The sequence below is a fragment of the Amycolatopsis sp. NPDC003731 genome (assembly GCF_053586895.1).
In genome coordinates this window covers 1-26,264 of the sequence record NZ_JBSFNC010000129.1, presented here as the reverse complement: position 1 = coordinate 26,264, position 26,264 = coordinate 1, and the positions used below count along the sequence as shown (strand labels likewise).

Sequence of the window (26,264 nt, the reverse complement as noted above, 5' to 3'; positions counted from 1 at the left end):
AAGGCACGCTTTCCCGCCTTGACACACCCGGGCGACGACTGAGAATCCCACCGGAGGGGCGGGGGAGGTCGGACCCGCCCTACCGCGGCAGAAAAGACAAAAGCGTCCTCGCCGGACAGGCAGGCTCCGGGATGACCACCCCTTCGCGCTGTCAGCCCACCCTGAGGAGGTGGGCCGCAGGGTGGCCATCCCGTCGCCTGAACGAGGCCTATCACTTTGAGCCGGGCCCGCAAGCTTGCGTCGTCATCCAGCCCCGCGCTGTGGGTTGCGGGCCCGGCTCAAAGCGATTTTCACGGCCTCAGGCGACGGGATGACCACCCAGCTCCCTCCTTTGAATCACGCGAATGCCGCTACCGCCTCCACTGCCTCGCGCGTCTCTCTTACATTGTGTGCGCGGAACACCGCCGCCCCTGCCTTTGCCGCTATTGCCGTTGCCGCCAGGGTTCCGGCCAAGCGGTCGTGGGCTTGTACGTCCAGCGTCTCGCCGATCAGGTCCTTGTTCGACAGGGCCACCAACACCGGCCAGCCCGTCTCCACCAGGCGGTCGAAGTTCCGGAGCAGCTCCAAGCCGTGGCGGGTGCTCTTGCCGAAGTCGAACGTCGGGTCCACCAGCACCCCTTCGCGCGGCACCCCGGCCGCCACCGTCCGGGAGGCCGCCGTCGTCAGTTCGGCGATCACGTCCGCGACGACGTCCTCGTAACTCGGCCAGAACGGGCGCTCTGCGGTGGGTTTCGGGTACGGGTCCGTGCGGACCGGCATCCCTCCGACGTGCGAACACACGTAGCCCGCTCCGAACTCCGCGGCCACCTCGACCAGCTTGGGGTCGGCGCCCGCCCACGTGTCGTTGAGCAGGTGCGCGCCCGCTTCGCAGACCTGGCGGCCCACCTCGTGGCGCCACGTGTCGACGCTGATCACCAGCTCCGGGTGGCGGCGGCGGACCTCCGCGACGAACGGGACCACCCTCCTGCTCTCCTCGTCGACGTCGACCTCCGGGCCCTCGCCCGCCTTCACGCCGCCGATGTCCACGATGTCGGCGCCCGCCGCCACCGCTCGGTCCACCGCTTCGATGGCCGCCGTGTCGGCGAAGGTGGCTCCCTTGTCGTAGAACGAGTCGGGGGTCCGGTTGACGATGGCCATGACCAACGCTCGGTCGCCGGGCATGCGACGGCCGCGGAAGACCATCTCCGGCCGGTGTGACGTCATGGTCACCACCCTGCCAGGTCACGGCTGGGTCCGGAACGCCGCCGGCCGGGCCCCGCGGCGGCTATTCTCGGGCGCGCGAACCGAGCAGGGGGGAAACGAAATGAGCGAGGAACCGGCCCGCAGCGACGCCGAACTGATGATCGCCGAGGCCAAGAAGGCCCTGTGGGCGATGGTCGCCCTGCTGGCGGTCATGTGGCTCGTGCAGATCGTCAACGCCGTCGACGGCTACGACCTGAGCCGCGAGTTCGGCATCGAGCCGCGGGACCCGGGGTCGCTGCCGGACATCCTGACCTCGCCGTTCATGCACGCCAGCTGGATGCACATCGAGGCCAACTCGGGGCCGCTGTTCGTGTTCGGGTTCCTCGCCGCCTACCGCGGGGTGAAGAAGTGGCTCGGCGTGAGCGTGCTGATCATCGTCGCCAGCGGGCTCGGCGTCTGGTTCATCACGCCGTCGCACACGGTCACGGTCGGCGCCAGCGGCCTGCTGTTCGGCTACTTCGGCTACATCATCGTGCGCGGGCTGTTCGACCGGCACCCGATCGACATCGTGATCGGGCTCGTGATGGCGTTGTGCTTCGCCTACACGTTCGTCTCCCTGCTGCCCACCGACGAGGGGGTCAGCTGGCAGGGTCACCTGTTCGGGTTCCTGGGCGGCATCGTCGGCGGCTGGATCTTCCGCGACCGGCGGCCCAAGGCGGTCGCCGCGCCGGACGCGGCGACCACCCTGCTCCCGAAGGACTTCAGCTAGGCGGTTCCAGCTCCGCCTCGACGTCGATCCGGACGTACCGGCCGATCACCGCGCGCGGGACCCGCAGGCCGAGCGGGGCCCGGTCCAGCGTCCCGGTGGCACGGACGCGGGTGGCGGTGACCGGCTCGACGGTCAGCGTCAGCGGGCACGACGTCCCGCGCAGCCGCAGCTCGCCGGTCACTTCCCAGCCGTTGTCCTGCCTCCGGACGCCGGTGGCCGCGAACGTCATGTCCGGCTGAGCGGCGCTGTCGAGCAGGTTCGGCTTGCGCAGGTCGAGGTCACGACGCTCGTTCCGCGTGTCCAGCGCGCCCAGGTCCAGCTCGGCGTGCACCGCGGTCACGGCGCCGTCGCGCACCTCGACTCGGCCCGTGCGGACCGGGATCGTGCCGTGCACGCGGTTGAAGCCGAAGTTGCGGACCTCGAAGCCCGCCGTCGTCCGTCCACTGCGGACGGTCCAGGTCCCGGCGCGCAGCGCGGGGGCGGTGTGCGGGCTCATCGCGCACCCGCCGGGGCCGGCAGGGCCGCGTGCCGCACGCGGTGCAGGTCGACCCGGTCCGGGCCGGGCAGCAGCGCCGGGTCCTCGCCGGCCAGCAGCTCAGTGGCCATGATCGCCTCCTGGACGGCTTCGATCGTCGCCACGGACGCGCCGAACCCGACGACGACCAGGGACCGGTCTTCGGCGATGAGGGTGTAGCTCGCGCCGACGCCCTCGAGATCCCGCACGGCGGGCCAGATGCGCTCGCGGCCCGCGCGCAGCTCCGCGGCCGACTGCTCGGCGCCCCGCGGCCCGTCGAACCAGGTGAGCTGGGCGTAGGAGGCCGCGTCCGACGCCCAGTGCGCGTCGGTGACCCGGTAGACGCCGGTGTCGAGCCAGGTGGTCCCGGCGGGCCGCCGGGCCGCGGCCTCGCCCGCCGCCGCGGCGTCGGGCCAGAAGGTGACGACGGCGCCGGCCGGGCCGCCGAGCTGGGCGAGCGTGGCGGCGCCGAGGGCGCCCTCGGCCAGGTCGTGCGTCCCCAGCGGACTCCGGTACTGGTGGATGGTGGCGTGCATGAGGTGCTCCTTTTCGCTGGTCACCGCGTTGGGAGTCACTCTCGGCCGCGAGCGCCGTCCGGACATCAGTGCCAGTACGGAGACCACCGCGCAAACCGGGCACGGAGGGGATACTGCTCGGGTGACGCGCAGCGAACCGTTCGTCGGGCGGGCCGGTGCCGTGGCCGACCTGCGCGCGTGGCTCGCGGCGGCGGACGGCGGCACCGGCGCGCTGGTGCTCGTCGGCGGCCCGGCCGGCATCGGCAAGACCCGGCTCGCCGAGACGGTCACCGGCCCGGCCGCGGTCTGGGGCCGGTGCGTCGACGACCCGGGCGCCCCGCCGCTGTGGCCGTGGCGGCGGGTGCTGCAGGCCCTGCCGGCGGCGGGCGCGGAGGTCTCGCGAGCCCTGGCCGACCTCGATGACCGCGCCGGCGCCGACCTGGTCGCGGCCCGGTTCCGGTTCGTCGCGCTGGCCGCCGACGCGCTGGTCGCGGCGGCCGCGCCGGACGGGCTCGTCGTCGTCCTCGAAGACGTGCACTGGGCCGACGAGGCCTCCCTGCGGCTGCTGCGGCACCTGGCCGGGGAGATCCGCCGGTCCCGGCTCGCCGTGATCGCGACCTACCGGGACACCGACGCGGCCGGCCCGCTGTTCGAGGCCCTGCCGGAGCTGCTGGGCCGGCCGGGGACGGAGAGCCTGCGCCTCGAGCCGCTGACCGAGCCCGACGTCCGCGCGTACCTCGCCGAGGTCGGCCGGGCCGGGGCCGACGCCGTCGACGCGCTGCGGCGCTCGGGCGGGAACCCGCTCTACCTCAAGGCGGTGGCCCGGTCCGCGGCGACCGGCGGCGGCGAAGCCGAGCTGCGGCACCTCGTCCGCACCACGGTCGCCGGGCTCGACGCCGGGACGCGGGAGCTGCTGGCGATCGCCTCGGTGCTCGGCGAGGAGGTCGACGCGCACGTCGTCGCCGAAGTGGCCGGGCGGCCGGACGACGACGTCGTCGCGGCGCTGGACCGCGCGGTGCGCGCCGGGGTCCTGCGGCCCGCCGTCGCCGGCTCGCGGCGGTTCGCCCACGCCGTCGTGCGCGACGGGATCTACGCCGACCTCGACCAGGGCGTCCGCGAGCAGCTGCACGCCCGGACGGCGGCCGCGCTGGAGCACCGGGCCGAGCCGGGCGTGGTGGCCGGGCACTGGTTCCGGGCCGCGGCGACCCCGGACGCGCTTGCCCGGGCCGCGGACTGGGCCGAAGCGGCCGCCCGCGACGCCACCCGCTCGCTGGCGTTCACCGAAGCCGCCCGGTTCCTGGCCCTCGCGCTCGACTGCCGCCGCCGCGCGGGCAGCCGTGACGGGCTCGCGGAACTGCTCGTCGAGCTGGCGACGGCGGAGTACCGCGCGGGCCGGTTCGCGGGCAGCCTCGGCCACGCGCGCGAGGCCGCCGAGCTGACGTCGGATCCGGCGCTCGCCGCCGCCGCGGCGCTCGTCGTCCGGGACACCTCGGCGCCCGACCTGCTGCCCGGGATGGCCGAGCTGACGGCGTCCGCGCTGGCCGCGATCGGGCCGGCTGCCGACCCGGCCGTGCGCGCGAAGCTCCTGGCCCAGTCGGCGGCGGTCACCGCCGACTACGGGCGGGCGACCGAGGCCGTCGGAACCGCCGCCGAAGCGCTGGCGCTGGCCGAGCTGTCCGGCGACCAGGAAGCGGTGCTGGACGCCGTCCGCGCCCGGATGAAGATCCGGCCGTTCGAGCTCCCGCTGGCCGAGCGGCTGCGGCTGGGCGCGCTCGCGGTGTCCCTCGGCGGCCCCGCGCGGCCGCTGGTGGCGCTGTGGGGGCACAAGTGGCGGCTGGACGCGGCGTTCGAAGTCGGCACGATCCCGGTCGTCGACACCGAGCTGGCCGCGATCGCGGCGCTGGCGGCGACGACCCGGCTGCCGCTCGTCCGCTGGCACGAGCTGCGGCTGCGGGCCTCGGTCGCGGCCTACCGCGGCGCGTTCGCCGAAGCCCGCACGCAGAACCGGCTGGCGCGCGAGCTCGCCGAGGCGGAACTGGCCGAGGACCGCTCGGCGGTCGGGATGTCGTTCGCGTTCGCCCAGCAGCTGGCGGAGGTGGTCGGCGACCCGGCGGAGCTCCCGGACGGCTACGACGAGCTGCTGGCGATCGCCCCGCCGTTGCCGATCACGGTCATCTCCCGGCCGCTGTGCGCGCTGGTCACCGGCCGCCGCGACGAGGCGCGCGCGGCGTACGACGCCCTGCGTCCCCGCCTGCGCGACCCCGATTTCATCGGGCAGGCACCGGGCATCGGGCCGAACCTGCTGCCGCTGCTGGAGGCGTTCGAGGACGTCGAAACGGCGGAGTGGCTGGCCAAGCAGGTGGCCGGCGCGTCCCCGGTCGGTTCGGGCGGGGCGGGCACGTTCTGCAGCGACTGCTCCAGCAGCTGGGCCGGCCGCTTGGCGGCGATCCTCGGGCAGCACGCGGAGGCGGTGCCGTTGTTCGAGGAGGCGATCGCCTGGGACACCCGGCTCGGCGCGCGGCCGTACGTCGTGCACAACCGCGTCCGCTTGGCGGCCGAGCTGGCGGCGCTCGGAGACCTGTCCCGCGCGGAGCCCCTGGCCCGCCAGGCGGCCGACGAGGCCCGCCGGCTCGGCATGCCCGGCTGGGTCCGGGACGCGGCGGCGCTCCTCGACCGGGTCCGCGCCGAGGCCGACCCGCTGACCGGCCGGGAGCGCGAGATCGTGACGCTGGTGGCCGGAGCGTTGAGCAACCGCCAGATCGCCCAGCGGCTCGTGGTGTCGGAGCGGACGGTGGAGAGCCACGTCCGCAGTGTGCTGGCGAAGCTGGGCCTGGCGAACCGGACGGAGGTGGCGGCGTGGGCACACCGCCGCGGTCTCACGCCGGACCGAACGCGAACACCGCCTCGGTGAACTGGCCGGGGTCGAAGTCCATGGCCTGGTGGGCTTGGCCGTGCATGGCAACGACGTCGGCGGTGGGGATCAGTTCGGCAACGGCGTGGGCGGCCAGCCGAAGGTAGCCGGGGCTTTCGGTGCCGGCGAACAGCCGGACGGGGATGGCGATCTCGCCGAGCCGCGCGTCGAAGACCAGGTTTTCGACGACGTCCAGTTCCCGGGGGATCGTGTGCGCGGCGGCCACCCGCGAGCGCCAGACGGGGGTGCGGCGCATGGCCTCGACGTCCACCCGGAGCGCCTCCTGAAGGAAGATTTCGAGGATCTGCTCGGGATCGTCGGCGGCCCGCATCCGGCGCCGCGCCTCGGGCGGGACTACCGACCCGCCGGGCTCCGGCCGAGGCGGTTCGTAGGCGACCAGGCGGCTGACGGCTTCGGTGGTGAGCACGGCTTCCAGGGCGCAGAGGGCACCGTAGGAGTGCGCAAGGAGGTAGACATCGCCCCCGGCGGCTTCGGCCACGGCGGCGATGTCTTCGCCTTCGCGCCGGATGTCGTAGTCGGCGGCTTCGGCCCGGCTGAGGCCGCGGCCGCGCCGGTCGACGAGGTGGAGGCGATAGCGCTCGGCAAGCCGATCCCGGACGGCGGCCCAGCGGGTGTGGTCGGCGCCGGTGCCGTGGACGAGAACCATCGGCGGGCCGTCGCCGAGGGTTTCGAAGCCGATGACCGTCCCGTCGGGCGAGGTGACCGATGCCGTCATGGTTGGGAGGCTAGTGGTGAGTCGGGGTTTTGGGTCGGTTTCGCGCTGAAGGCGGCTCGTTCGGGCAGGTCGGGTGGTGCGCCGCCGGGAACCTGGTGCGGCGCGGAGGCGACGCGGCAGGTGTGGCTGTGGGGCAAAAGCAGCGGGCGCGGAGGCCGCGGGCGCGAACGGTGCGGGCGAAGGCGGTGCAGCGGGCGCCGGTAGGGCGGGCGCGGGCGGGAAGGGCGCGGGTTCGGGCGAAGCCGGGGCGGCGGTGCGGAAGGTGCGGAGGGTGCGGGTGCGGCTCACGTGCACACCGAAAGCCGCCAGCACGGAGGAAGCCGACGTAGGCGGCGCGGGTACCGATGATGCGGAGCGCGAGAGCCGCGAGCGCGAGGGGTGCGCATGCGGGAGTGCCGGGCGCCGTCACTGCGGCTCCCGGCACTCCCGCTCCCCCGCTCAGGGCTCAAGCCGTCCACTCGGGGTTGCGGCCCAGGTACCGCAGGAGCGTCGCCACTGCGTCGTCGGCCGGGGACGGGTTCAGCGCCGGGGCGTACGCGAAGCCGCGGAGGGGCTCTGCCAGCTGGTGGGCCACCGGGAGGAGCTGGGCCGCCAACGCCGGCGTCAGCCGTGACTTCTGGCCCGTTGCCACCGCGATGTCCCAAGCGTGGACCGCCGCGTCCAAAGCTGCCGCTCCGACCGCTACCGGGGCCGGGAGGGCTCCCTGGGGCAACGGGGTCGGGACCGCCTCGGCGTTCCGGGACACCGTTGCGAACGCCGCCGACGCCGCCGCCAAGGTCGGCTCCAGGAACTCCGAGGCCGTCACCGAAAGCGAACCCGAGGGGGCGAACGGGTTGAAGTCCGGGCCGCCCGTTCCGGTGATCGCCGCCGCGTAGCCGAGCTGGTCGCCTGCCGCGTGCTGGAGGACCTGGGTGACGTTCCACTCCGCGCACGGCGTGGGGGCCGACCAGTCCGTCACGCCCGCGATCGCCGCCCGCAGGGCTTCGTGGGCCGACTCGAGGAGCGGCCAGCCGGCCTGGACGCCCGCGAAGAACTTGCGGATGTCCGCCACCAGGACCTCCGTGGCTTCGTGCGCCGCGTAGTGGCCCGCCGCGTCGCGGGGGCCGCCGCCGGTCGCCGTGACGTCGTAGCTGTTCCAGCTGACGATGTTCGCGTGGTCGCGCTCGGCGAACCTGCGGATCGACTGGAAGTCGCCCTTGAACATCGCCAGGGCCGTCGGGACCGTCGTCGGGCCCTCCGGGTGCGCCGTCGCGCGGGCGTTCTCGTAGTAGAAGCGGATCGACGAGCCGCCCGTGCGGGTCAGCCAGTACAGCGCCACGTTCGCCACCACGAACTCCGGGTCCAGGTGCTCGCCGAACAGCTGGGCGTTCCACGCCAGCAGGCCCAGCGGCGAGTCCGTCAGCGCGAACGCCAGCGTGTGCGGCTGCTGGCTGTGCAGGATGTTGAACGAGAACATGTTCTCCGAGAACCACTGCAGGTGCGCGAGCGCGGCCTGGTCGGCCTCGCTCAGGTCCGCCATCTCGGCCGGGTCGCCGGACGGGAACGAGAACAACTGCGTGACGTGCACGCCGACGACCTTCTCCGGCGCGAGCCGCCCGATCTCCGGCGAGATCATCGATCCGCCGTCGTTGCCGACCGCGCCGTACTTCTCGTAGCCCAGCCGGCTCATCAGCTCGGCCCACGCCGCGGCCGTGCGGTGGGTGTCCCAGCCCGCCGAACGGGTGGGGCCCGAGAAGCCGAAGCCCGGCAGCGACGGGATGACCAGGTGGAACGCCGGCTCGTCGGCCGACGCGGGCTCGGTCAGCGGGCCGATCACGTCCAGGTACTCCACGATCGAGCCCGGCCAGCCGTGCGTCAGGACCAGCGGCGTCGCGTCTTCCCGCGACGAGCGGACGTGCAGGAAGTGGATGTCCTCGCCGTCGATCTCCGCGACGAACTGCGGGTACGCGTTCAGCCGCGCCTCGAACGCCCGCCAGTCGAACTTCTCCAGCCAGTACTCGGCCAGCGCGCGGACCCGCTCGTTCGTGACGCCGTACTCGGCGGGCAGCTCGTCCGGCCACAGCGCCCCGCGCAGGCGGTTCTCCAGGTCCGCGAGGGCGGCCTGCGGGATCTCGACGCGGAACGGGCGGAGGGCGGGGACCGTCATGGTGAACTCCTCGGAAGGGTGGAACGGAATGCTTCGTTCCGAACTGTAGCAGACCGGAACGATCCGTTCCAGTGGTAATCTCGGCCGATGCGCGAGACAGACACCGCCCTGCCCGGCCGCCGCGGTCAGGCCGCCCGCAACAACCTCGTGATCCTCGACGCCGCCCGGCACGTCTTCCTCGGCGACCCGAAGGCCCCGATCTCGCAGGTCGCCGAACGCGCCGGCGTCGGCATCAGCGCGCTCTACCGCCGCTACCCCAGCAAGGAAGCCCTGCTCTGCAAGATCTGCCACGACGGGCTCCTCATGTACATCGGCGAGGCCGAAGTCGCCGCGGAGGAGCCGGACGGCTGGGCGGCGCTGACCGGCTTCCTGGCCCGGGTCGTCGAACTCGACGTGCACTCCCTGACCGTCCACCTCGCCGGCACGTTCACCCCGACCCCCGAGATGGGCCGGGACGCGCGGCGGGCGGGCGAGCTGACCAAGCGCCTGGTCGAGCGGGCGCACGAAACCGGGCGGCTGCGCGCGGACGCCGTCGCCGAGGACATCGGCATGATCCTCGAGTGCTGCGCCGCCATCCGCGTCGACGACCCGGACCGGACGTCGGAGCTGCGCCACCGGTACCTCGCGCTGCTCATCGAGGGGTTGTCGGCGAAAGGCCCGGATCTGCCGGGCCCGCCGCCGCGGCCGGGTGAGATGAACGGCCGCTGGCGTCCCTCCTGACGGCGGTGCCGCAACGCGTCCGGATGGCGGTAACGAATTCCGGGAGTGCGACGACTGATCAGCGTCGGCTGTCCAAAAAGACCCCAATGCACCATCAGTCAGAGCGGCATTCCCGGACCGGAACAGCGAGATGACGACTATGCAAAGAAGCTGGCGACGGACCACGATCCTGTCTTCGGTGGCCGCACTGGCCACGGCGTTCATCGCAATCGCCCCCGCCGCGCAGGCGGACACGCCCACCAGTTCCGTCGAAGTCAGTCCCACCACGGTGCTTCCGGGACAGACGTTCACGGTCACGCAAACCATTCACAACGACCGCGATTTCACGGTGACTTTCGCGAAGGGCGCCATTTACGGCACGCCGACCGCGATCGTCGACGTCGCCGACATCGTGTCGTGCACCAACACGACGGCCGTCGGCTGTTTCCAGGCCGGGAGCAGTTACCGCGCCGCCTTCGGCGACCTCGAGGCGGGCGGCACGAGGACCACGGTGTGGACCTTGCGCGTCAAGGACACCGCGGCACCGGGGCAGTTCACGCTGCAGCACCAGTTCGTCGGGGACAACTACGCCTTCGAAACCTTCGACGGCCCCGTGATCACCGTCGCCGAGCCGTCCACGCAGGCCGACGTCAAGGTCGCGCTGGGCGCCACCGGGCACGGCGGGCTGAACGCGCGCATCGACTACACGGTGACCGTGACGAACAACGGCCCGGCCACGGCGACCGGAACCCGGGTCGTGGCCACGTATCCGGCCGGTCTGTCGTTCGCCAGTGGCAGCGGCTGCACCCACGTCAGCGGCACCCGGACCGTGAACTGTGACGTCGCTTCGCTGGCCGGCGGCGCGTCGGCGACGCCGAAGTTCTCGGTGAACGGCGGCCTGCTCGCGCTCGGCTCGTACACCACGACGGCGAAGCGGACGGCGAGCTCGCCCGCGGATCCCAACGCCGCCAACGACAGCGCGTCGAAGACGTGCTCGGCGCTCACTGGGCTCATCGTGACCTGCTGAGAGGTTCTGAGGTGAACCGGGCTCGTGTCCTCCGCCAGGGACACGGGCCCGGTTCGCGTTCTCAGCCCGTGACCGAGGCGTACAGCTTCGCGATGTCGTCGTCGAAATAGGCGCTGTAGGAAACGTCCGGGGTGTCGCCGCCGAGCTGGTAACCGCCGATCACGCCGATGACGGCGCCGCCGGTGACCCACGGCCCGCCGCTGGTTCCGTCCGGGAAACCGGGGCACGCCACGCGCAGCTGATAAATGTCGGAACGCGTCGTGTCCCCGGCGCAGACCACCGGGGAATCGGTCGTGTCGGGGTAGCCCGTGAGGGTGATCCGGTGCTCGAACCCGCGATTCGTGCCGAGCACGTTCGCGCCGGTGAGGCTTTCCAGGGAAGCGGGGTTTCCGGCCTGCCGGACGGTCAGGAACGCGAAGTCCAGGTCCGGGTCGTTCGACGCCGTCCAGCCGCCGGCGACGGCCACCGAGGTCACCGTCCACTGCCCGAACGGCGCGACGCCGTCGTGGTAGCCGGGGGCGAAGGTCATGCCGTCCCGGACGCAGTGCGCGGCGGTGAGGACGAGGTCGCCGGCGGCCGAGTGGACGACGCTCGCGGTGCAGAAGTGGCTCCCGTCCGCGAACAGCGCGCCGACCGGGGACGCGGCGGGCTTCGCCGGTGCTGCGGCGGGCTTCGCCGGTGCTGCGGCGGGCTTTGCCGGTTCTACGGCGGGGACGGGAGTGGTGGCGATCGCGCCCGCGGCGTAGGCGTCGTCGGCGGTCGTGCCGGTGCCGAGGACCAGCCCGGTCCCCAGGACCAGCAACGCCGCCGCGGCCGTCAGCGCGATGCGGGGAAACTTGATCGCCACCAGTCCAGATCACCACAGGGACGCCGCGTCCGCAGCGTGCGCGGGCCGATGCACAGCGACCTCATAGTGACCTCACAGCGCGGCACAGGCTCGGCTGCCGCGGGGCCACCCGCCTCCGAGGGCGCGCGCCGATCCGAGCCGCCGGTTCGCAAGCCCCGCCGCCCGCCGCCACCAACACCAGTAGCCTCGCTGCCCGCCGCCCAGCCCGGCCGCTGCACAGCCCGGCCGCCGCCCGGTCACACCGATCCGAGCGCCATCGCGCGGCCGGGGTCGCCCACCCTCACCTGCGCTCCTGACCGTCCGCACAGGCCGAGGAACCCACATTCGGCGCCTCCCGCGCTCCCGGCGCCCTCGGTACGGTGACCGCATGATGCGGAAGGCCGTTGCCGTGCGGCGGGACGAGATCGTGCGGGCCGCTCTCGCGCAGATCCGGTCCCGGGGGATCGCCGGGGTGCGGGCCGCCGATGTCGCTCACTCACTCGATGTCAGCACCGCGCTGATCTTCTACCACTTCGGGACCCTCGAAACGCTCGTCATCGAAGCCTTCCGGCAGGCCGCCGAGCACGAACTGAGCAAGCTGAACCAGGAGCTCGGCAAAAGCGGTCCCGCCGACCAGCGGCTGCGGGCCGTCCTCGCCCTGTACGGGCCGACCAAGCACGACAACTGGCCGCTGTGGATCGAAGCCGGTGCCGCCGCCATGCGGGACGCCGCCCTGCGGGCCGTGCTGCAGCGGCTCGACCTGCGGTGGCGGGACGCCGTCGTCGCGCTGATCGCGGAGGGTGTCGGGGCCGGGACCTTCCGGTGCCCCGATCCGCACGGCGCCGCGTGGCGGCTGACCGCGCTGCTCGACGGGCTCGCCGTCCAGGTCGTCGCCCGGGAGGGCACGGTCACCACCGGGGACTGCGACCGGTGGGTCGCCCAGGCGATGGCGCACGAGCTCGGGTGTTGACCGGGGGATCAGGAGGGGCGATGAGCGGAACGGCGTTGCTCGAAGTGGCGTGGACCGATCCCGTCACCGGGTGCCGCGGGTACCTGGTGATCGACCGGCTCGTGCGCGGCGTCGCCAGCGGCGGCCTGCGGATGCGCCGCGGCTGCTCGCTGTTCGAGGTCCGCGGCCTGGCCCGGAGCATGACGCTCAAGGAAGGCCTCAACTACGACCCCGACGGCCGCTACATCCCCCTCGGCGGCGCCAAGGGCGGCATCGACTTCGACCCCTACGACGAGCGCGCCCGCGACGTCGTCGCCCGGTACCTGCACGCCATGCGGCCGCTCATCGAGCAGTACTGGACCATGGGCGAGGACCTGGGCCTGCGCCAGGACGTCATCGACGGCGTCATCGCCGAAATCGGCCTGCTCAGCCCGGTGCAGGCCGTCTACCCGCTGCTCGAAGACCGCGACGCGGCGACCGCCCGGCTCGCGGAGGCCTTCCGGATCGAGGTCGGCGGCCTGGGGCTCGACGAGCTGGTCGGCGGCCTCGGCGTCGCGCAGGCCACGCTCACCGGGCTGGAGCTGCTCGGCATGGCCGACCGGCCGAACCGGGTCGTGCTCCAGGGGTTCGGCGCGATGGGCGGCGCCACGGCCCGCTTCCTCGCCGACGCCGGCCTGCGCGTCGTCGGCGTCTCGGACGTGCGCGGGGTGGTCGCCAACCCGGACGGGCTCGACGTCGAAAACCTGCTGCGGCACCGCGACCGCTTCGGCGGCATCGACCGCGACAACCTCAAGCCCGGCGACGAGCTGCTGCCCCCGGAAGCGTGGCTGGACGTGCCGGCCGAGGTGCTGGTGCCAGCGGCGATCTCCTACTGCGTCGACGCCGACAACCAGGCCAAGATCGGCGCGAACCTCATCGTCGAGGCCGCGAACCTGCCGGTCACCCCGGACGCCGAGGAGCTCCTCGACCGGCGCGGGATCCGCGTGGTGCCGGACTTCGTCGCCAACTCGGCGACCAACTCCTGGTGGTGGTGGACGCTGTTCGGCGACGTCGGCGCGGACGCCGAGGAGGCCTTCGGCAAGGTCCGCACCCGGATGCGCGGCCTGGTGACCGGCATGTTCGAGGTCGCCACGCTCGACGGCCTCAGCCTCCGCGACGCCGCGCTGCAGCTGTCGGAGAAGAACCTCGAAGCCATCCAGGCCCGGTTCGGGTGAGGGAACGAATCCGCCCCCAAAGTAGTTGAGCGTTGTATGAAACTCGGCATCTACAGCTTCGGCGACCGCGCGCCGGACCCGCGCACCGGCGACCAGCCCACCGTCGCGCAGACGCTGGCCAACACCCTCGAGCGGATCAAGCTCGCCGACGAGCTGGGCCTGGGCTTCTACGGCCTCGGCGAGCACCACCTCGACCAGTACGCGATCTCGAACCCCGGCACGGTGCTGGCCGCTGCCGCGAGCGTCACGAACCAGATCACCCTGAGCTCCGCCGTCACCGTGCTGAGCACCGAGGACCCGGTCCGCCTCTACCAGCAGTTCACCACCCTCGACCAGCTCAGCCGCGGCCGCGCCGAGCTGCTCGCCGGGCGCGGGTCGTTCACCGAGTCGTTCCCGCTGTTCGGCAACGACCTCGGCGACTACGACGAGCTCTTCGAGGAGAAGCTCGCCCTGCTCCTGCGCATCGACCGCGAAGACCCGCTGACCTGGTCCGGCAAGTTCCGCCCGCCGCTGGAGAACGCGCGGATCCTGCCCCGGCCGTACGGGGACCGCCTGCGCATCTCGGTCGGCACCGGCGGCAACCCCGAGTCGTCGATCCGCGCCGGCCTGCTCGGCCTGCCGGTGGTGTACGCGGTGATCGGCGGGCAGCCCGAGCGCTTCGCCCCGCTCGTCGACCTCTACCGGCGCGCCGGGGAAGCGGGCGAACAGCAGGACCTGCACGTCACCATGGGCGCGATCGGCTTCATCGCCGAGAAGTCCCAGGACGCCAAGGAAACGTTCTACCCGTACTGGCTCGAGACGATGAAGTACGGCGCCCGCGCCCGAGGCTGGGCGGTCCCGACGCGCGCGGAGTACGACGACTACACCCGCGACGCGAACGCGCTGTTCGTCGGCAGCCCGCAGGAGATCGCCGAACGCCTGATCGCGGTCGGCAAGCTCACCGGCGCGGACCGGTACGCCATGCAGATGGACTGGTCCGGTGTCCCGCACGCCGAGGTCATGCGGGCCATCGAACTGCTCGGCACCGAGGTGCTCCCGCTGGTGGAAAAGGAGTTCTAGACGTCGTTGCCGGCGATGTAGCCGAACGTCATCGCGGGGCCGATGGTCGACCCCGCGCCGGCGTAGCTGTGGCCCATCACCGCCGCGCTCGCGTTGCCCGCCGCGTACAGGCCGGGGATCACCGAGCCGTCCGGGCGCAGCACCCGCGCCCGGGCGTCCGTGCGCATGCCGCCCTTCGTGCCGAGGTCGCCGGGGACCAGCCGCAGCGCGTAGTACGGCGCCAGCCTCAGCTGGGCCAGGCAGGAGTTCGGCGTCACCGACGGATCCGTGTAGTAGTGGTCGTACGCGCTGGCGCCGCGGCGGAACTCGGGGTCCACCCCGGACCGGGCGAAGCCGTTGAAGCGGTCCACAGTGGACTTCAAGACGGCGGACGGCACGCCGATCTGCGTGGCCAGCCCCTGGACGCTCGACGCCTTGAAGACCGCGCCCGCGCTGTACCAGGCGTCCGGGAACGGCAGCAGCGGCGCGATGTCGCGGAACAGGTACCGGTTGCGGTAGTTCTGGTCGACGATCAGCCACGCCGGGATGTCCGGCGCCGCCGGGTTCTTGTCGTACATGGTGTGCACGACGTCGCTGTAGGGCGCGGCTTCGTTGACGAACCGCTGCCCGGCCTGGTTCACGATCAGCCCGCCGGGCAGGGTCCGCTCGGCCAGGCAGAAGTACGGGTCGCCGGGGGTCGGGATGGCCGGGCCCCACCAGGCGTCGTCCATCAGGTCGAGCGCGGCACCGGCCCGCTGCCCGGCACGGTGGCCGTCGCCGGTGTTCTCCTTCGCGCCGACGGTCCAGTCGGTGCCGATCGGCTGCCGCTGGTACTGCGCGCGCATCGCCGCGTTGTGCTCGAACCCGCCGGAGCCGACGATCACCCCGCGCCGGGCCCGCACCAGCCCGCTCGGCGTCACCACCCCGGTCACCGCGCCGTTTTCGACGTTCAGGTCGACGAGCGGGGTGTTGAGCAGCACCGGGACGTTCGCCCGCTGCAGGCCCACGCGCAGGCCGGCGGCGAGCGACTGCCCCATGGTGAGCGGCTTCTGCCCGGCCAGCGCGGCGGCGGTGCCGCGGGCGAGGCATTCGGCGGCGACCGCGGCGCCCTTGGCGTTCACCAGCGCCAGGTTCAGCCACTTGTAGTCGGCGCTGAAGACGACGAGCCCGGGCGGGGTGGCGAGGTAGGGCGGGTTCAGGTTCGCCAGCTCGGCGCCGAGCAGGTTCCCGTCGAACTGGTCCGGCTCGATCGACCGGCCGTTCGGCAGCCCGCCCGGCAGCTCCGGGTAGTAGTCGCTGTAGCCCTCCATGAAGCGGAACCGCAGCGGGCTGTTGGCCAGGACGAACGAGATCATCGCCGGGCCGTTGCGCAGGAAGGCCTCCTGACGCGCGGCCGGCACGTCCGGGCCGACGACGGCGGCGAGGTACTGCGCGGCCTTCGCGGGCGTGTCCGGGACGCCCGCGGCGAGCAGCACCTGGTTGTTGGGGATCCAGATGCCGGCCCCGGACCGGGCCGCGGACCCACCGAAGGTCGGCGCCTTCTCGAGCACGACGACACTCAGCCCGCGTTTGGCCGCGGTCAGCGCGGCGGTCATGCCGGCGGCTCCGGAGCCGACCACGACGACGTCGTACTCGGCCGCCGCCGCGGCGGCCGGGGTGGCGAGCCCGGCGGTGACGGCGAGGCCCACCCCGGCGGCGCTGCCGCGGAGGAGCTGGCGGCGGGTCAGGTCGGCATCCATGGCGACTCCTCGCTCGCGGGAACGGCGAGGGTCATGGTCTCCGGCACGGCCCCGAACTGGAACAGGTTCTACCCGAGTGGAGCAGTCCCGCGCGGCGCGGCTCGGCCGCCGGAGTCAATGGGAACCGGCATTCGGCGCAGGGCTCATCCCCGCCAGGTCACCGGCACCTCCTCCGGCCCGCGCACCGACAGCGGCGGCCGCCAGGCGATCGTCTCCCACGGTACCGCCAGGTCCAGCCCCGGCAGCCGGTCCACCAGAGCCCGCAGCGCGATCTCCCCTTCGAGCCGGGCGAGTGCCGCGCCCAGGCAGAAGTGGATGCCGTGCCCGAAGCCGAGCTGCGGCGCGTCCTTCCGGCGGATGTCGAACTCCGCCGCCGACGGGAACGCGTTCTCGTCCCGGTTCGCGGCCCCGACGTGTGCCAGCACCGCCTCCCCGCGGCGCACCAGGACCCCGCTCAGCGTGACGTCCTCCAGCGCGACGCGCAGCAGGGACGAGTCCACCGGGCCGTCGTAGCGCATGATCTCTTCGACCGCCCCCGGCGTCAGCGCGGGGTCGGCGCGCAATGCCGCCAGCTGCTCCGGGTGCCGGCTCAGCAGGACGATCCCGCAGCCGATCAAGCTGACCGTCGTCTCGTGGCCGGCGAGCAGTAGCTGGGTGGCCAGGTCGATCAGCTCCGGCTCGGTGAGCCGGTCGCCGTCCTCGTCGCGGGCGTGCACCAGCGCGCTGAGGAAGTCGTCCGCGGGCCGCGCGCGCTTCTCCGCCACCAGCGCGGCCATGTCCTCGGCGCCGTCGCGGCGGGCCTGCTCGACGTCGGCGGGCGCGTGCTGCATCGGCGTCACGATCACGCGCGACCACCGCGCGAACCGCGCGCGGCCGGCGAACGGGACGCCGAGCAGTTCGCACATGACCAGCGTCGGCAGCGGGAAGGCGAACTCCTCGACCAGGTTCGCCGGCGGCCCGTGCGCGATCATCGCGTCGACGAGCTCGTCGGCGATCTCCTGGATCCGGGGCCGCAGCGCGGCGATCCGGCGGACGGTGAACGCCTGCGCCGACAGCCGCCGCAGGCGCGTGTGGTCGGGCGGGTCCATGTTCAGGATGCTGTGCTCGCCGGTCGAGAAATCGCCCGGCTCGATCAGGCACGGCGCGCCCGGGTACAGCAGGTTGCGGCTGAACCGCGGGTCGGAGAAGACCGTGCGGACGTCGTCGTAGCGCGTCACCAGCCAGCCCTCGTGCCCGCTGGGGAACGCGATCCGGGACACCGGCGGGTGCCCGGCGTAGACCTCCCCCATCGGGACGGCGGGGTGGTCCTTCTCGGCGGGGTAGACAGCGGTCATGCCGCCGATGATGGGCGCCGCTCCCGGCGCCGCGGAAGGCGGTCGACCACGGGAAACCCGTCCGGACGCCGGAAACCGCCCGGACGGCCTCACCCGCGCAGTGTCCTATGTGGACCTCGAACAGTAAGTTGACGTCCTCCTCAACTTGCGGCTAAGTTGAGAACGTACTCAACTTGAGGAGGTTCCCTTGCCGAAAGTGCTCGCCGTCCTGGGTGCCGGCCCCGGACTGGGCCTGTCGATCGCCCACCGGTTCGGCCGCGAAGGCTTCACGACCGCGCTGGTTTCCCGCACCGACAGGCGGCACGCGGGTTACCGCGCGTCACTGGCCGGGATCGATGCCCGCACCTACACGGCCGACGTAACCGACGAAGACCGGCTCCGCGACGTGCTCGTCCGCATCACCGCCGACGCCGGCGAGATCGACACGGTGTACTTCGGGCCGGCCGACGCGACGGCGGGCCCGGGCATCACGCCGCTCACCGAAGCCGGTGCCGGCACCCTGCGCGCCACGTTCGATTCCGTCGTGCGCCCGGCGGCGCAACTGGTCGAAGCGGTACTGCCAGGCCTGGTGAAGCGCGGCTCGGGGTCGTTGCTCTTCGCCGGTGGCCTGAGCGGCAAGTACCCGATGCCGATGCTCGGCAGCCTCGCCCCGGCGTCGGCGGCGCTGCGGATGTACGTGCTCACGCTGCACGAGGCCCTGCGTGAAACCGGCGTTCACGCCGGAATCCTCACCATCGGCGGCCTCATCGAGCGCGGGGACATCCACCGCGTGTTCACCGCACAGGACCACGGCTTCAGCGTGGGCACGCTCGATCCGGACGACATCGCCGAACGGGCGTGGCAGGTTTACACCGAACGGGAAGCCGAAGCGGAGTTCAACGCGATGGCGGCGGTCTAGGCGAGGTGGGCGAGTTCCGGGTGCGCGGCGGCGTAGGCGTCGAGCAGCCGCCGGGCGACCGGCACCGAGCCGACCAGCGGGTGCAGCGCGAACGCCCGCAGTGCCGCCGCCCGCGAACCCGTCGTCGCCGCTTCGATCACGGCCCGCTCGACGGCCTTGACCGTCGTCACCAGGCCGAGCGCGTGGTCGGCGAGGGGTCCGGTGGCGAGCGGGCGGGCGCCGCCGGCGTCGACCGCGCACGGGACCTCGACGACCGCGTCGCCCGCCACGCCCGGGAGCGCGGAACCGTTGCGGACGTTGAGGATCAGCGTCGTGCGTTCGCCGTGCGCCAAGGCGCGCATCAAGGCCAGCGCGACCTTCTCGTAGCCGCCGCCTTCGAGGTCGTCACGCTCCCCTTCGCGCGCCTCGGCCATGTACGTCGCTTCGCGTTCCAGGCGTGTGCGTGCCCACGAGGCCAGCGAAGGGTCCGCGTAGAAACCGCGTTGCTGCTCGAGGAGGAACGCCCCGCGCGACTCCGAACCCGCGGCCTCGCGGGCGAAGTAGTAGTAGTGCAGGTATTCGTTGGGGATGGCGCCGAGCGTGCGCAGCCAGTCCGCGCCGAAGAGCCGGCCCTCCTCGAACGACTCGCACGCGGCGGTGTCGGCCAGCAGCCGCGGCAGGACGTCCTCGCCGCCGACGCGCACCGAGCGAAGCCAGCCGAGGTGGTTGAGCCCCGCGTAGTCGAACTTCGCCGCCGCCGCGTCGATCCCGAGGGCCCGGCCGACGCGGCGGCAGAGCCCGACCGGCGAGTCGCAGATGCCGATCACCCGGCCGCCGAGGTGCGCGGCCATCGCTTCGGTGACCAGCCCCGCGGGGTTGGTGAAGTTGATGACCCACGCCAGCGGCGCCAGCTCGCCGACCAGCCGCGCGAGGGCGACCGCGACCGGGACCGTCCGGAGTCCGTAGGCGATCCCGCCGGCACCGGCGGTTTCCTGGCCCAGCACGCCTTCCGCGTGCGCGATCCGCTCGTCCAGCCGCCGGCCGCGCAGGCCGCCGACCCGGATGGCCGAGAACACGAAGTCCACATCGGACACCGCGGTGGCGAGGTCGGTGGTGGTGCGGACCCGTGGCGCGTCCGCGACGCCGTCGGCCTGCTCGGCCAGCACCCGTTCGATCGCCGCGAGGCGCCCGGCGTCGACGTCGTGCAGGACGAGCTCGGTGACCTCGGCGCCGTCCAGCAGCGCCCCGTACACCAGCGGCACGCGGAACCCGCCGCCGCCGAGGATCGCCAGCCTCACTGGAGGTCACTTCGCTCGGTCGGGTGACAGCCGTGCCGCATTCGCCGACCCTAGCAGCCGGGAGCACGCAATCCGTGGCCGAAACGGCCCAGCTCTTGCGATTCTCCCTTCGCTGACGCAGGCTCGGGCCGACCACCCGAGTGATCGCCGTGGAGGCGCCCGTGCCGGCTGAGCCCACCCCCGAAGTCGACGTCTTCCTGTCCGGCCTGCTGTTCTTCGACCTGGTCTTCACCGGGCTCGAACACCCGCCGGCGCCGGGCACCGAGGTGTGGACCGGCGGCATGGGCTCGGGGCCGGGCGGGATCGCGAACTTCGCCGTCGCGCTGAGCCGGCTCGGCCTGCGGACGTCGCTGGCGGCGGCGTTCGGCACCGACGTCTACGGGCGCTACTGCTGGGACGTGCTGGCCCGCCAGGAGCACATCGACCTGTCGCGGTCGCGGCGGTTCCCGGAGTGGCACTCGCCGGTGACGGTCTCGCTGGCCTACGCGGGCGACCGCGCAATGGTCACCCACGGCCACCCGCCGCCCGTCCCGGTCGCCGAGCTCGCCGGTTCGCCGCCGCCGAGCCGGGCGACGGTGGCGCACATCGGCCTCGACACGGCCGAGTGGGTCCACACCGCGCACCAGTCCGGCAGCCTGGTGTTCGCCGACGTCGGCTGGGATCCGTCCGAGGCCTGGTCGCCGGCGCTGCTGGAGCAGCTGGCGTGCTGCCACGCGTTCGTGCCGAACGAGATCGAGGCGATGCGCTACACCCGCACGGACACACCCGAGGCGGCGCTGGCCCGGCTGGCGGAGCTGGTCCCGATCGCGGTGATCACCCGCGGCGGCGAGGGGGTGCTGGCGGTGGACGGGACGACCGGCGAGACGGCGGCGGTCCCGGCGCTGCCGGTCGACGTGCTCGACGCGACGGGCGCGGGTGACGTGTTCGGCGCCGGGTTCGTGGCCGCGACGCTGACGGGCTGGCCGCTGGTGGAGCGGCTGCGGTTCGCGTGCCTGACCGCGAGCCTGTCGGTCCAGCACTTCGGCGGCGCGCTGGCCGCCCCGGGCTGGCACGAGATCGCGCAGTGGCACGCGCGGACCCGCAGCCCGGAGTACGCGTTCCTGGACGACGTGCTGCCGTCCGAAACCGTGGCCGGCACCCGCCGCGGCCCGGTGACCCTCGGCTTCGGCGACGACAGCTGGCGCTGACCCGGCCCAGGTGCCGCGAATGACTCATTCGGGACGCCGGAGGTCCCGAATGAGTCATTTGCGACGTCAGCGCGGCCTCGGCGGCTAACCGTCCAAACGGGACCAGAACGCGGTCAGGGCGCGCGCCACCGGGTGCGGGTCCGTCACCGGCCACCAGTGCCCGGTACCGGGGAGCTCGGCGATCTCGGCACCGGCGGCCTCGCCGGCGAACCGGTGCTGCGCGGGCGTTCCGCTGGCCTGGTCGACGTCCGCGAGGGCGATCAGGGCCAGCCCGGGCCGTTGCCGGGCCTTCGCGAGGTCGCGGCCCGCCTCGGCCATCGCCGGCTGGGCGGCCGACCGCAGGAGCGAGAGCACCGCCCGCCCCATGCCGTCGTCCATCCCGGCGGCCACGCGTTCCGCGGCCGGGCCGGTCATCCCGAGCGCGGTGACGACCGCCAGCCGCTGCTCGAAACTGCCGCCGAAGATCTCCTTCACCGAGGCCTCGCCCGCCCCTTCCTGCTGCCACACCTGCGCCCGCGCGTGCCAGACGTAGTCCGGTGCGAAGAGGCCGAGTGCGTCCGAGGCCCAGCTGCGGATCAGGTCCGGGCGGGTCATCGCGATCCGGGCGACGTGCGCGCCGCCCCAGTCGTGGCCGACCAGGTCGACCGGTTCCTTGAACTGCTCCAGCCGCGCGGCGAGCCACTCGCCGTAGCCCGCCACCGTGGCGGAGAAGCCGTCCGACGCGGGCACCCCGAAACCGGGCGGGGACAGCGTCACCGCGTCGTCCCGGCCGAGGGCGGCGATCAGCGGTCCCCACACGCCTGAGTTCTCCGGGTTGCCGTGCACGAGTACCAGGGGAACAGCCATCTCCACTCCTAACTTGCGTGCATGTATGCAAGTAAGTATAGCAGCGGCCGGCGCCGGGCGGCCACGGCCGGAAACTACGGCGCGACGGCGAACGCCGCGCGGACCGAGCGCGTCGCCTCGCGGATGAGGGTGGGGACGTTGCGCACCGGGGGCTGGGCGATCAGCTGCAGCCCGGTCCCGCGGACCAGGGCGACGACCAGCACAGCGGCCGCGGCCGGGTGCACGTCGGACCGGACGGACCCGTCGGCGACGCCCTGGCGGAGGACGTCCGCCAGCAGCTGCCGGAAGTCGGCGTCCCGGCGGGCGAACAGCGGCGCCAGCAGGGGGTCGGCCGCGATCGCCTCGCCCCACAGCTGCAGGAAGGCGCGCGCCGACGGGGTGCGCCGCACGACGTTGCGCAGGTACGCCTCGACGATCCGCACCAGGTGCTCCAGGCCGTCCCCGTCGTAGGCGGGGACGTCGAACCGCTGCGCCGCGTCGAGCACGGCTTCCAGCAGCCGTTCCCGGCTGCCGAAGTGGTGGTAGACGATGCCGCGGCTGTAGCCGGCGGCTTCCCCGACCTCGGCGAGGGTGACGGCGCGCGAGCCGCTGCGCGCGATGAGCGCCATGGCCGCGTCCAGCACGCGCCGCTCGGTCTCGGCGCGTCGTTGCTCCTGCGTTCGCCTCGCCGGACGATCGGTCATGCTCGGTGCTCTCCTGCCGGGCGTAGTGGTCGACGAAGTGTGCCACGCTCCGCCGACCACCGGGCCGGCCGGACCTAGCCCACCGACACCCGCAGGATCTTGTTGTGGCTGTTGTGCGGTGTGCTGTCCTTGTCACCGTCCACGCTGGTGGCCAGCCACATCTGCCCGTCCGGCGCGGGCTCGGCCGTGCGGAGCCGGCCGTAGGTGCCGTTGAAGAACGTCTGGAAGTTCGTCAGCGAGCTGCCGCTGATCACCGCGCGGTAGAGCCGCGCCCCGCGCTGGCAGGCCACGTACAACGCGTCGCGGATGATCGTGATGCCGCTGCACGAACCCTGCGCCACCGGGTACGTCTTCTTCGGCGCGATGAACCCGTCGCACGAACCCGACGTCCCTTCGCAGGACGGCCAGCCGTAGTTGCCGCCCTTCACGATCAGGTTCGTCTCGTCCATGATGCTGTTGCCGAATTCCTGCTCCCACAACCGGCCTTGGGAGTCGAACGCCAGGCCCTGGACGTTGCGGTGGCCGTAGCTCCACACCGCGTTGTGGAACGGGTTGTCCGCCGGGATCGAGCCGTCCGGGTTGATCCGCAGCACCTTCCCGTTGAGGCTGCTGGTGTTCGGGGCGTTGCCGCTGTTCTGCGCGTCGCCCGTGCCCGCGAACAGGTACTTCCCGTCCGGGCTGAACCGCAGCCGGCCGCCGTTGTGGAACTTGTTGCGCGCGATGCCGGTCAGCAGGACCTGCTCGGTGCTCGTGGTCAGCGAATCGGCGGCCGGGTCGTACTTGATCCGCACGATCCGGTTGTCGCTGCCCGAAGTGTGCATGATGTAGAGCCAGTGGTCCGAGGCGAACGACACCGGGTTGATCTCCAGCCCGGTCAGGCCGCCTTCGCCGTCGGTGCTCTGCACGTTCGGGACGGTGCCGATCGTCTTCTTCGCGCCGGTCTTCGGGTTCAGGTGGACGATGGCGTGCGCGTCGCGCTGGTTGTAGAGGATCGTGCCGTCGGGCAGGGTCACCAGGCCCCACACGACGTCGTCGTCCGTGCCGACCTGCGTGGCACCGCAGACCCCCTGCGACGGCGTGCAGTTCGACCCGCCGGTGGTGGTGACGTCCAGGACCGGCGTGCTCGGGTCGCCGAGGTTGCCGTTCCCGTCGACGGCCCGCACCTGGAGGTGGTAGGCGGTGTTCGGGGTCAGGCCGCCGAGCGTGGTGCTCGCCGTGTCGGAGGTCCCGATCTGCGTGGTGCCGTGGTAGATCCGGTAGCCGGTGACGCCGACGTCGTCGGTCGACGCCGTCCACGCGAGCCCGATCGACGTGCTGTTCACGGCGGTGGTGTGCACGTTCGTCGGCGCGGACGGCGGCGTGTGGTCGTCGGACGGCGGTGTCTTCACCTGCAGCGTCCCGCTGGCCTGGGAGACGTTCCCGGCGGCGTCGCGGGCGTTGACGTAGAAGCCGTAGCTGCCGTTCGGGCCGAGGTTGCCGCAGGTCGCCGTGAGCGCGCCGGTGGTGCTGGCGCAGAGCTGGCCGTCACGGTAGACGTCGTAGCCGGTGACGCCGGTGTTGTCGGTCGCCGCGGTCCACTCGATCGTGGCGCTGGTGGGGGTGACCCCGACGAGCGTCGGCGTGCCGGGCGGTGACGGCGGCTGAACGTCGCCACCCGAGCCGTAGACGCCGAATTCCTGCAGCGAATAGCCCTTCGACGAGTCGGTGCGGCAGCGTTTCGTGCCGTACACCCGGACGTACCGGCCGGTGCCGTCGAGGGCGGTGAGGTCCTCGACGCCGCCCTTGCCCGCGTCCGTCGCGTAGATCTTCGTCCAGGTGACGTGGTCGGTGGACGTGTCGATTTCGTAGGCGGTGGCGCAGGAAGCGTCCCACTGCAGCCGGACGCGGCTGACGTGCACCGCCGCGCCGAGGTCCACGTAAATCCACTGTGGATCGACACCGGCCGCGCTCGCCCAGCGGGTCGAGCTGTCGCCGTCGACCGCGTTCGCCGCCGGGCAGCAGCCTCCCGACGAGGACGCGGTGACCGGCTTTCCCTGTGACAGCAACGGGTCCGCGGCGGCCGCCGGGGTGATCGCCGCGGCGGCGAGCGCGACCGCGATCGCCCCCGCCCGAATCAGTCGACTCATACCGTCCTCCATGGCTGATGACGACGGCGGAGGTCGGGAAAACCCTACGAGCGCGGCGGCCGGGTGGTCAACCGGCGTCCCGGTCAACGGGCAGCACCCGGCCGAGGAAACCGCGGATGTACCCGGCGATCGAATCCAGGTGCGTTTCGAGGGCGAAATGGCCGGAATCGAGCAGGTGGATTTCGGCGTCGGGCAGGTCGCGGGCGTAGGCGCGGGCGCCGTCGGCGATGAAGATCTCGTCGTTGCCGCCCCAGACGGCGAGCAGCGGCACCCGGCTGGTCCGGAAGTACTCGTGGAACTTCGGGTACAGGCCGATGTTGTGGTGGTAGTCGGCGAGCAGCGCCTGCTGGATCGCGGCGGCGCCAGGCCGGTCGAGCAGCGCCTGGTCGTGGATCCAGACGTCCGGGCTGACCAGCGTGGGATCGGGCACGCCGTCGAGGTACTGCGCCTTGGTCGCCTCGAGGGTGACCATGCTGCGCAGGTCGTCCTCGGTCAGGGTGCCGGCGGCGAGCTTCTGCGGGAGCCCGGCGCCGAGGCCGTCGACGTAGGCGTTGCCGTTCTGGGTGACGATCGCGGTCACCCGATCGGGGTTCGCGGTCGCGATGCGCAGGCCGACCGGCGCACCGAAGTCCTGGATGTAGAGCGCGAAGCGGCCGAGGCCGAGCTGGTCGAGCAGGCCGAGCGTGAGTTCGGCGAGCGCGTCGAAGGTGTAGGTGAACTCGCTGGTGGACGGGGCATCGGAGGCACCGGCGCCGAGGTAGTCCGGCGCGACGACGTGGTAGCGGCCGGCCAGGGCGGGGATGAGGTGCCGGAACATGTGCGAGCTCGTCGGGAAGCCGTGGAGCAGCACGATCGTGGGGGCGCCGGCGGGGCCGGCCTCCCGGTAGAAGAGCCGGTGGCCGTCGACGGTGGCGTAGCGGTGGTGCACGGTTGCCTCCTCGCGTCTCATGGTTACTTGCTCATTTATCCATGAGACGGCGTAGGGTGTCAACGGTCGGGGACACTCTGGGGACGGACATCGGGAGGCGGACATGGTCACGGCGGCACCGGGCGAGGACCGCTCGCCGGCGTTGGCGCTGGTCAACACCCGGCGCGTGGCGGCGGACGACCTCGCAACGCCCGGCTCGGCGGTTTCGTGGCTGGACTCGCACGGGCTGGCGGCGGCTGTCCCGGACGCGGCGTCGCTGCGCCGGCTGACGGAGCTGCGGTCGGCGGTCCGCGAGCTGGTGGCAGCGCTGACCTCGGGCGTTGCGCCCTCCCCGGCGGCGGTGTCGGCGGTGAACGCGGCGGCCCGCGCGGACGGGGCCGCACTGGTGCTGACCTGGGGTGCCGGGCCGGCCCGCTCGTGGGACAGCGCCCGGCCGGGCAGCCTCGACGCGGCGGTGGGGGCGTTGGCCCGCGACGCGATCGAGGTGGTGAGCGGCGAGCTGGGGCCGTTGGTGCGGCCGTGCGAGGCCCACGGGTGCATCAGGTACTACGTCCGCGAGCACGCCCGCCGCCGCTGGTGCTCGACGACCTGCGGCGACCGGGTGCGCGCGGCCCGCCACCAGCGGCTGGTGGTCGAGCAGCGGGATGGGTCGCGCTGAGGCCCGCCGGAAGGTCGCGAATGACTCATTCGGGACGTGGGAGGTCCCGAATGAGTCATTCG

The 26,264-nt window shown here is 72.9% G+C and carries 23 protein-coding genes; 10 read left to right on the top strand and 13 right to left on the bottom strand.

Annotated features, from left to right (window positions below; translation table 11 throughout):
- Nucleotides 1-336: 336 nt before the first annotated feature.
- Nucleotides 337-1,203, bottom strand: coding sequence for a dihydropteroate synthase (gene folP, locus ACWDN5_RS36280; protein ID WP_449679464.1), 867 nt, complete (start codon nt 1,201-1,203; stop codon nt 337-339).
- 100 nt (nt 1,204-1,303) lie between these two features.
- Between folP and ACWDN5_RS36275 the strand changes: the two genes are divergently transcribed.
- Nucleotides 1,304-1,951 (top strand): rhomboid family intramembrane serine protease, encoded by a 648-nt coding sequence (locus ACWDN5_RS36275; protein WP_310975880.1) that lies wholly within the window; start codon nt 1,304-1,306, stop codon nt 1,949-1,951.
- Here the strand turns inward: ACWDN5_RS36275 and ACWDN5_RS36270 are convergent.
- Nucleotides 1,944-2,447, bottom strand: coding sequence for a YceI family protein (locus ACWDN5_RS36270; RefSeq protein ID WP_449679463.1), 504 nt, complete (start codon nt 2,445-2,447; stop codon nt 1,944-1,946). The two genes, ACWDN5_RS36275 and ACWDN5_RS36270, sit on opposite strands and share 8 nt — an antisense overlap.
- Entirely contained in the window at nt 2,444-3,001 is a 558-nt protein-coding gene (locus ACWDN5_RS36265) for a hypothetical protein (protein WP_449679462.1), read from the bottom strand. The genes ACWDN5_RS36270 and ACWDN5_RS36265 overlap by 4 nt, the downstream gene beginning before the upstream one ends.
- A 121-nt stretch (nt 3,002-3,122) precedes the next feature.
- Between ACWDN5_RS36265 and ACWDN5_RS36260 the strand changes: the two genes are divergently transcribed.
- Nucleotides 3,123-5,891, top strand: coding sequence for an ATP-binding protein (locus tag ACWDN5_RS36260; RefSeq protein WP_449679461.1), 2,769 nt, complete (start codon nt 3,123-3,125; stop codon nt 5,889-5,891).
- On the opposite strand, the gene ACWDN5_RS36255 is transcribed toward ACWDN5_RS36260, so the two are convergent.
- Both ACWDN5_RS36255 and ACWDN5_RS36250 read right to left on the bottom strand, forming a co-directional pair.
- Complete coding sequence (locus ACWDN5_RS36255) at nt 5,857-6,627, bottom strand: alpha/beta fold hydrolase (RefSeq protein ID WP_449679460.1); 771 nt, start codon at nt 6,625-6,627, stop codon at nt 5,857-5,859. The two genes, ACWDN5_RS36260 and ACWDN5_RS36255, sit on opposite strands and share 35 nt — an antisense overlap.
- A gap of 445 nt (nt 6,628-7,072) precedes the next feature.
- Entirely contained in the window at nt 7,073-8,773 is a 1,701-nt protein-coding gene (locus ACWDN5_RS36250) for a TIGR03086 family metal-binding protein (RefSeq protein ID WP_449679459.1), read from the bottom strand.
- An 87-nt stretch (nt 8,774-8,860) separates the two neighbouring features.
- On the opposite strand from ACWDN5_RS36250, the gene ACWDN5_RS36245 reads away from it, so the two are divergent.
- On the top strand, nt 8,861-9,493 hold the full coding sequence (locus ACWDN5_RS36245) for a TetR/AcrR family transcriptional regulator (protein WP_449679458.1): 633 nt from the start codon (nt 8,861-8,863) through the stop codon (nt 9,491-9,493).
- Between the two features lie 178 nt (nt 9,494-9,671).
- Nucleotides 9,672-10,499 carry a hypothetical protein gene (locus ACWDN5_RS36240; RefSeq protein ID WP_449679457.1) on the top strand — a complete coding sequence of 276 codons (828 nt, stop codon included), beginning with the start codon at nt 9,672-9,674 and terminating at the stop codon, nt 10,497-10,499.
- Between the two features lie 61 nt (nt 10,500-10,560).
- Here the strand turns inward: ACWDN5_RS36240 and ACWDN5_RS36235 are convergent, their stop codons facing one another.
- Nucleotides 10,561-11,349, bottom strand: coding sequence for a trypsin-like serine peptidase (locus tag ACWDN5_RS36235; protein ID WP_449679466.1), 789 nt, complete (start codon nt 11,347-11,349; stop codon nt 10,561-10,563).
- Between the two features lie 364 nt (nt 11,350-11,713).
- Here ACWDN5_RS36235 and ACWDN5_RS36230 point away from each other — a divergent pair, with 364 nt between their 5' ends.
- From ACWDN5_RS36230 to ACWDN5_RS36220, 3 genes are read left to right on the top strand one after another with little or no spacing between them, the layout of a single operon-like run.
- The gene (locus ACWDN5_RS36230; RefSeq protein ID WP_310975872.1) at nt 11,714-12,295 is read left to right on the top strand and encodes a TetR/AcrR family transcriptional regulator; all 582 of its coding nucleotides are present in this window, start codon (nt 11,714-11,716) and stop codon (nt 12,293-12,295) included.
- A gap of 20 nt (nt 12,296-12,315) precedes the next feature.
- Entirely contained in the window at nt 12,316-13,488 is a 1,173-nt protein-coding gene (locus tag ACWDN5_RS36225; protein ID WP_310975871.1) for a Glu/Leu/Phe/Val dehydrogenase dimerization domain-containing protein, read from the top strand.
- Nucleotides 13,489-13,524: 36 nt separating this feature from the next.
- Nucleotides 13,525-14,547: an LLM class flavin-dependent oxidoreductase gene (locus ACWDN5_RS36220; protein WP_449679456.1), complete on the top strand. Its 1,023-nt coding sequence runs from the start codon at nt 13,525-13,527 to the stop codon at nt 14,545-14,547.
- Here the strand turns inward: ACWDN5_RS36220 and kstD are convergent.
- Entirely contained in the window at nt 14,544-16,265 is a 1,722-nt protein-coding gene (gene kstD / locus ACWDN5_RS36215) for a 3-oxosteroid 1-dehydrogenase (RefSeq protein WP_449679455.1), read from the bottom strand. The genes ACWDN5_RS36220 and kstD overlap by 4 nt on opposite strands.
- A 143-nt stretch (nt 16,266-16,408) precedes the next feature.
- A complete protein-coding gene (locus tag ACWDN5_RS36210) occupies nt 16,409-17,599 on the bottom strand; it encodes a cytochrome P450 (RefSeq protein WP_449679454.1) in 1,191 nt (396 codons plus the stop codon).
- Nucleotides 17,600-17,795: 196 nt separating this feature from the next.
- Between ACWDN5_RS36210 and ACWDN5_RS36205 the strand changes: the two genes are divergently transcribed.
- Entirely contained in the window at nt 17,796-18,497 is a 702-nt protein-coding gene (locus ACWDN5_RS36205) for an SDR family NAD(P)-dependent oxidoreductase (RefSeq protein WP_449679465.1), read from the top strand.
- On the opposite strand, the gene ACWDN5_RS36200 is transcribed toward ACWDN5_RS36205, so the two are convergent.
- Nucleotides 18,494-19,774 (bottom strand): 6-phospho-beta-glucosidase, encoded by a 1,281-nt coding sequence (locus tag ACWDN5_RS36200; RefSeq protein ID WP_449679453.1) that lies wholly within the window; start codon nt 19,772-19,774, stop codon nt 18,494-18,496. The two genes, ACWDN5_RS36205 and ACWDN5_RS36200, sit on opposite strands and share 4 nt — an antisense overlap.
- 161 nt (nt 19,775-19,935) lie before the next feature.
- Between ACWDN5_RS36200 and ACWDN5_RS36195 the strand changes: the two genes are divergently transcribed.
- Nucleotides 19,936-20,961, top strand: a complete 1,026-nt coding sequence (locus ACWDN5_RS36195) for a carbohydrate kinase family protein (protein ID WP_310975866.1) — start codon at nt 19,936-19,938, stop codon at nt 20,959-20,961.
- 84 nt (nt 20,962-21,045) lie between these two features.
- Here the strand turns inward: ACWDN5_RS36195 and ACWDN5_RS36190 are convergent, their stop codons facing one another.
- The 4 genes from ACWDN5_RS36190 to ACWDN5_RS36175 all read right to left on the bottom strand — a co-directional run bounded on the left by ACWDN5_RS36190 (nt 21,046) and on the right by ACWDN5_RS36175 (nt 25,565).
- A complete protein-coding gene (locus ACWDN5_RS36190; protein WP_449679452.1) occupies nt 21,046-21,807 on the bottom strand; it encodes an alpha/beta fold hydrolase in 762 nt (253 codons plus the stop codon).
- A 74-nt stretch (nt 21,808-21,881) separates the two neighbouring features.
- Complete coding sequence (locus tag ACWDN5_RS36185) at nt 21,882-22,490, bottom strand: TetR/AcrR family transcriptional regulator (protein ID WP_449679451.1); 609 nt, start codon at nt 22,488-22,490, stop codon at nt 21,882-21,884.
- 74 nt (nt 22,491-22,564) lie between these two features.
- A complete protein-coding gene (locus tag ACWDN5_RS36180; RefSeq protein WP_449679450.1) occupies nt 22,565-24,616 on the bottom strand; it encodes a PQQ-dependent sugar dehydrogenase in 2,052 nt (683 codons plus the stop codon).
- 67 nt (nt 24,617-24,683) lie between these two features.
- Entirely contained in the window at nt 24,684-25,565 is an 882-nt protein-coding gene (locus ACWDN5_RS36175; RefSeq protein ID WP_449679449.1) for an alpha/beta fold hydrolase, read from the bottom strand.
- A gap of 82 nt (nt 25,566-25,647) precedes the next feature.
- Between ACWDN5_RS36175 and ACWDN5_RS36170 the strand changes: the two genes are divergently transcribed.
- A complete protein-coding gene (locus ACWDN5_RS36170; RefSeq protein WP_449679448.1) occupies nt 25,648-26,202 on the top strand; it encodes a CGNR zinc finger domain-containing protein in 555 nt (184 codons plus the stop codon).
- The last annotated feature ends 62 nt before the right edge of the window (nt 26,203-26,264 follow it).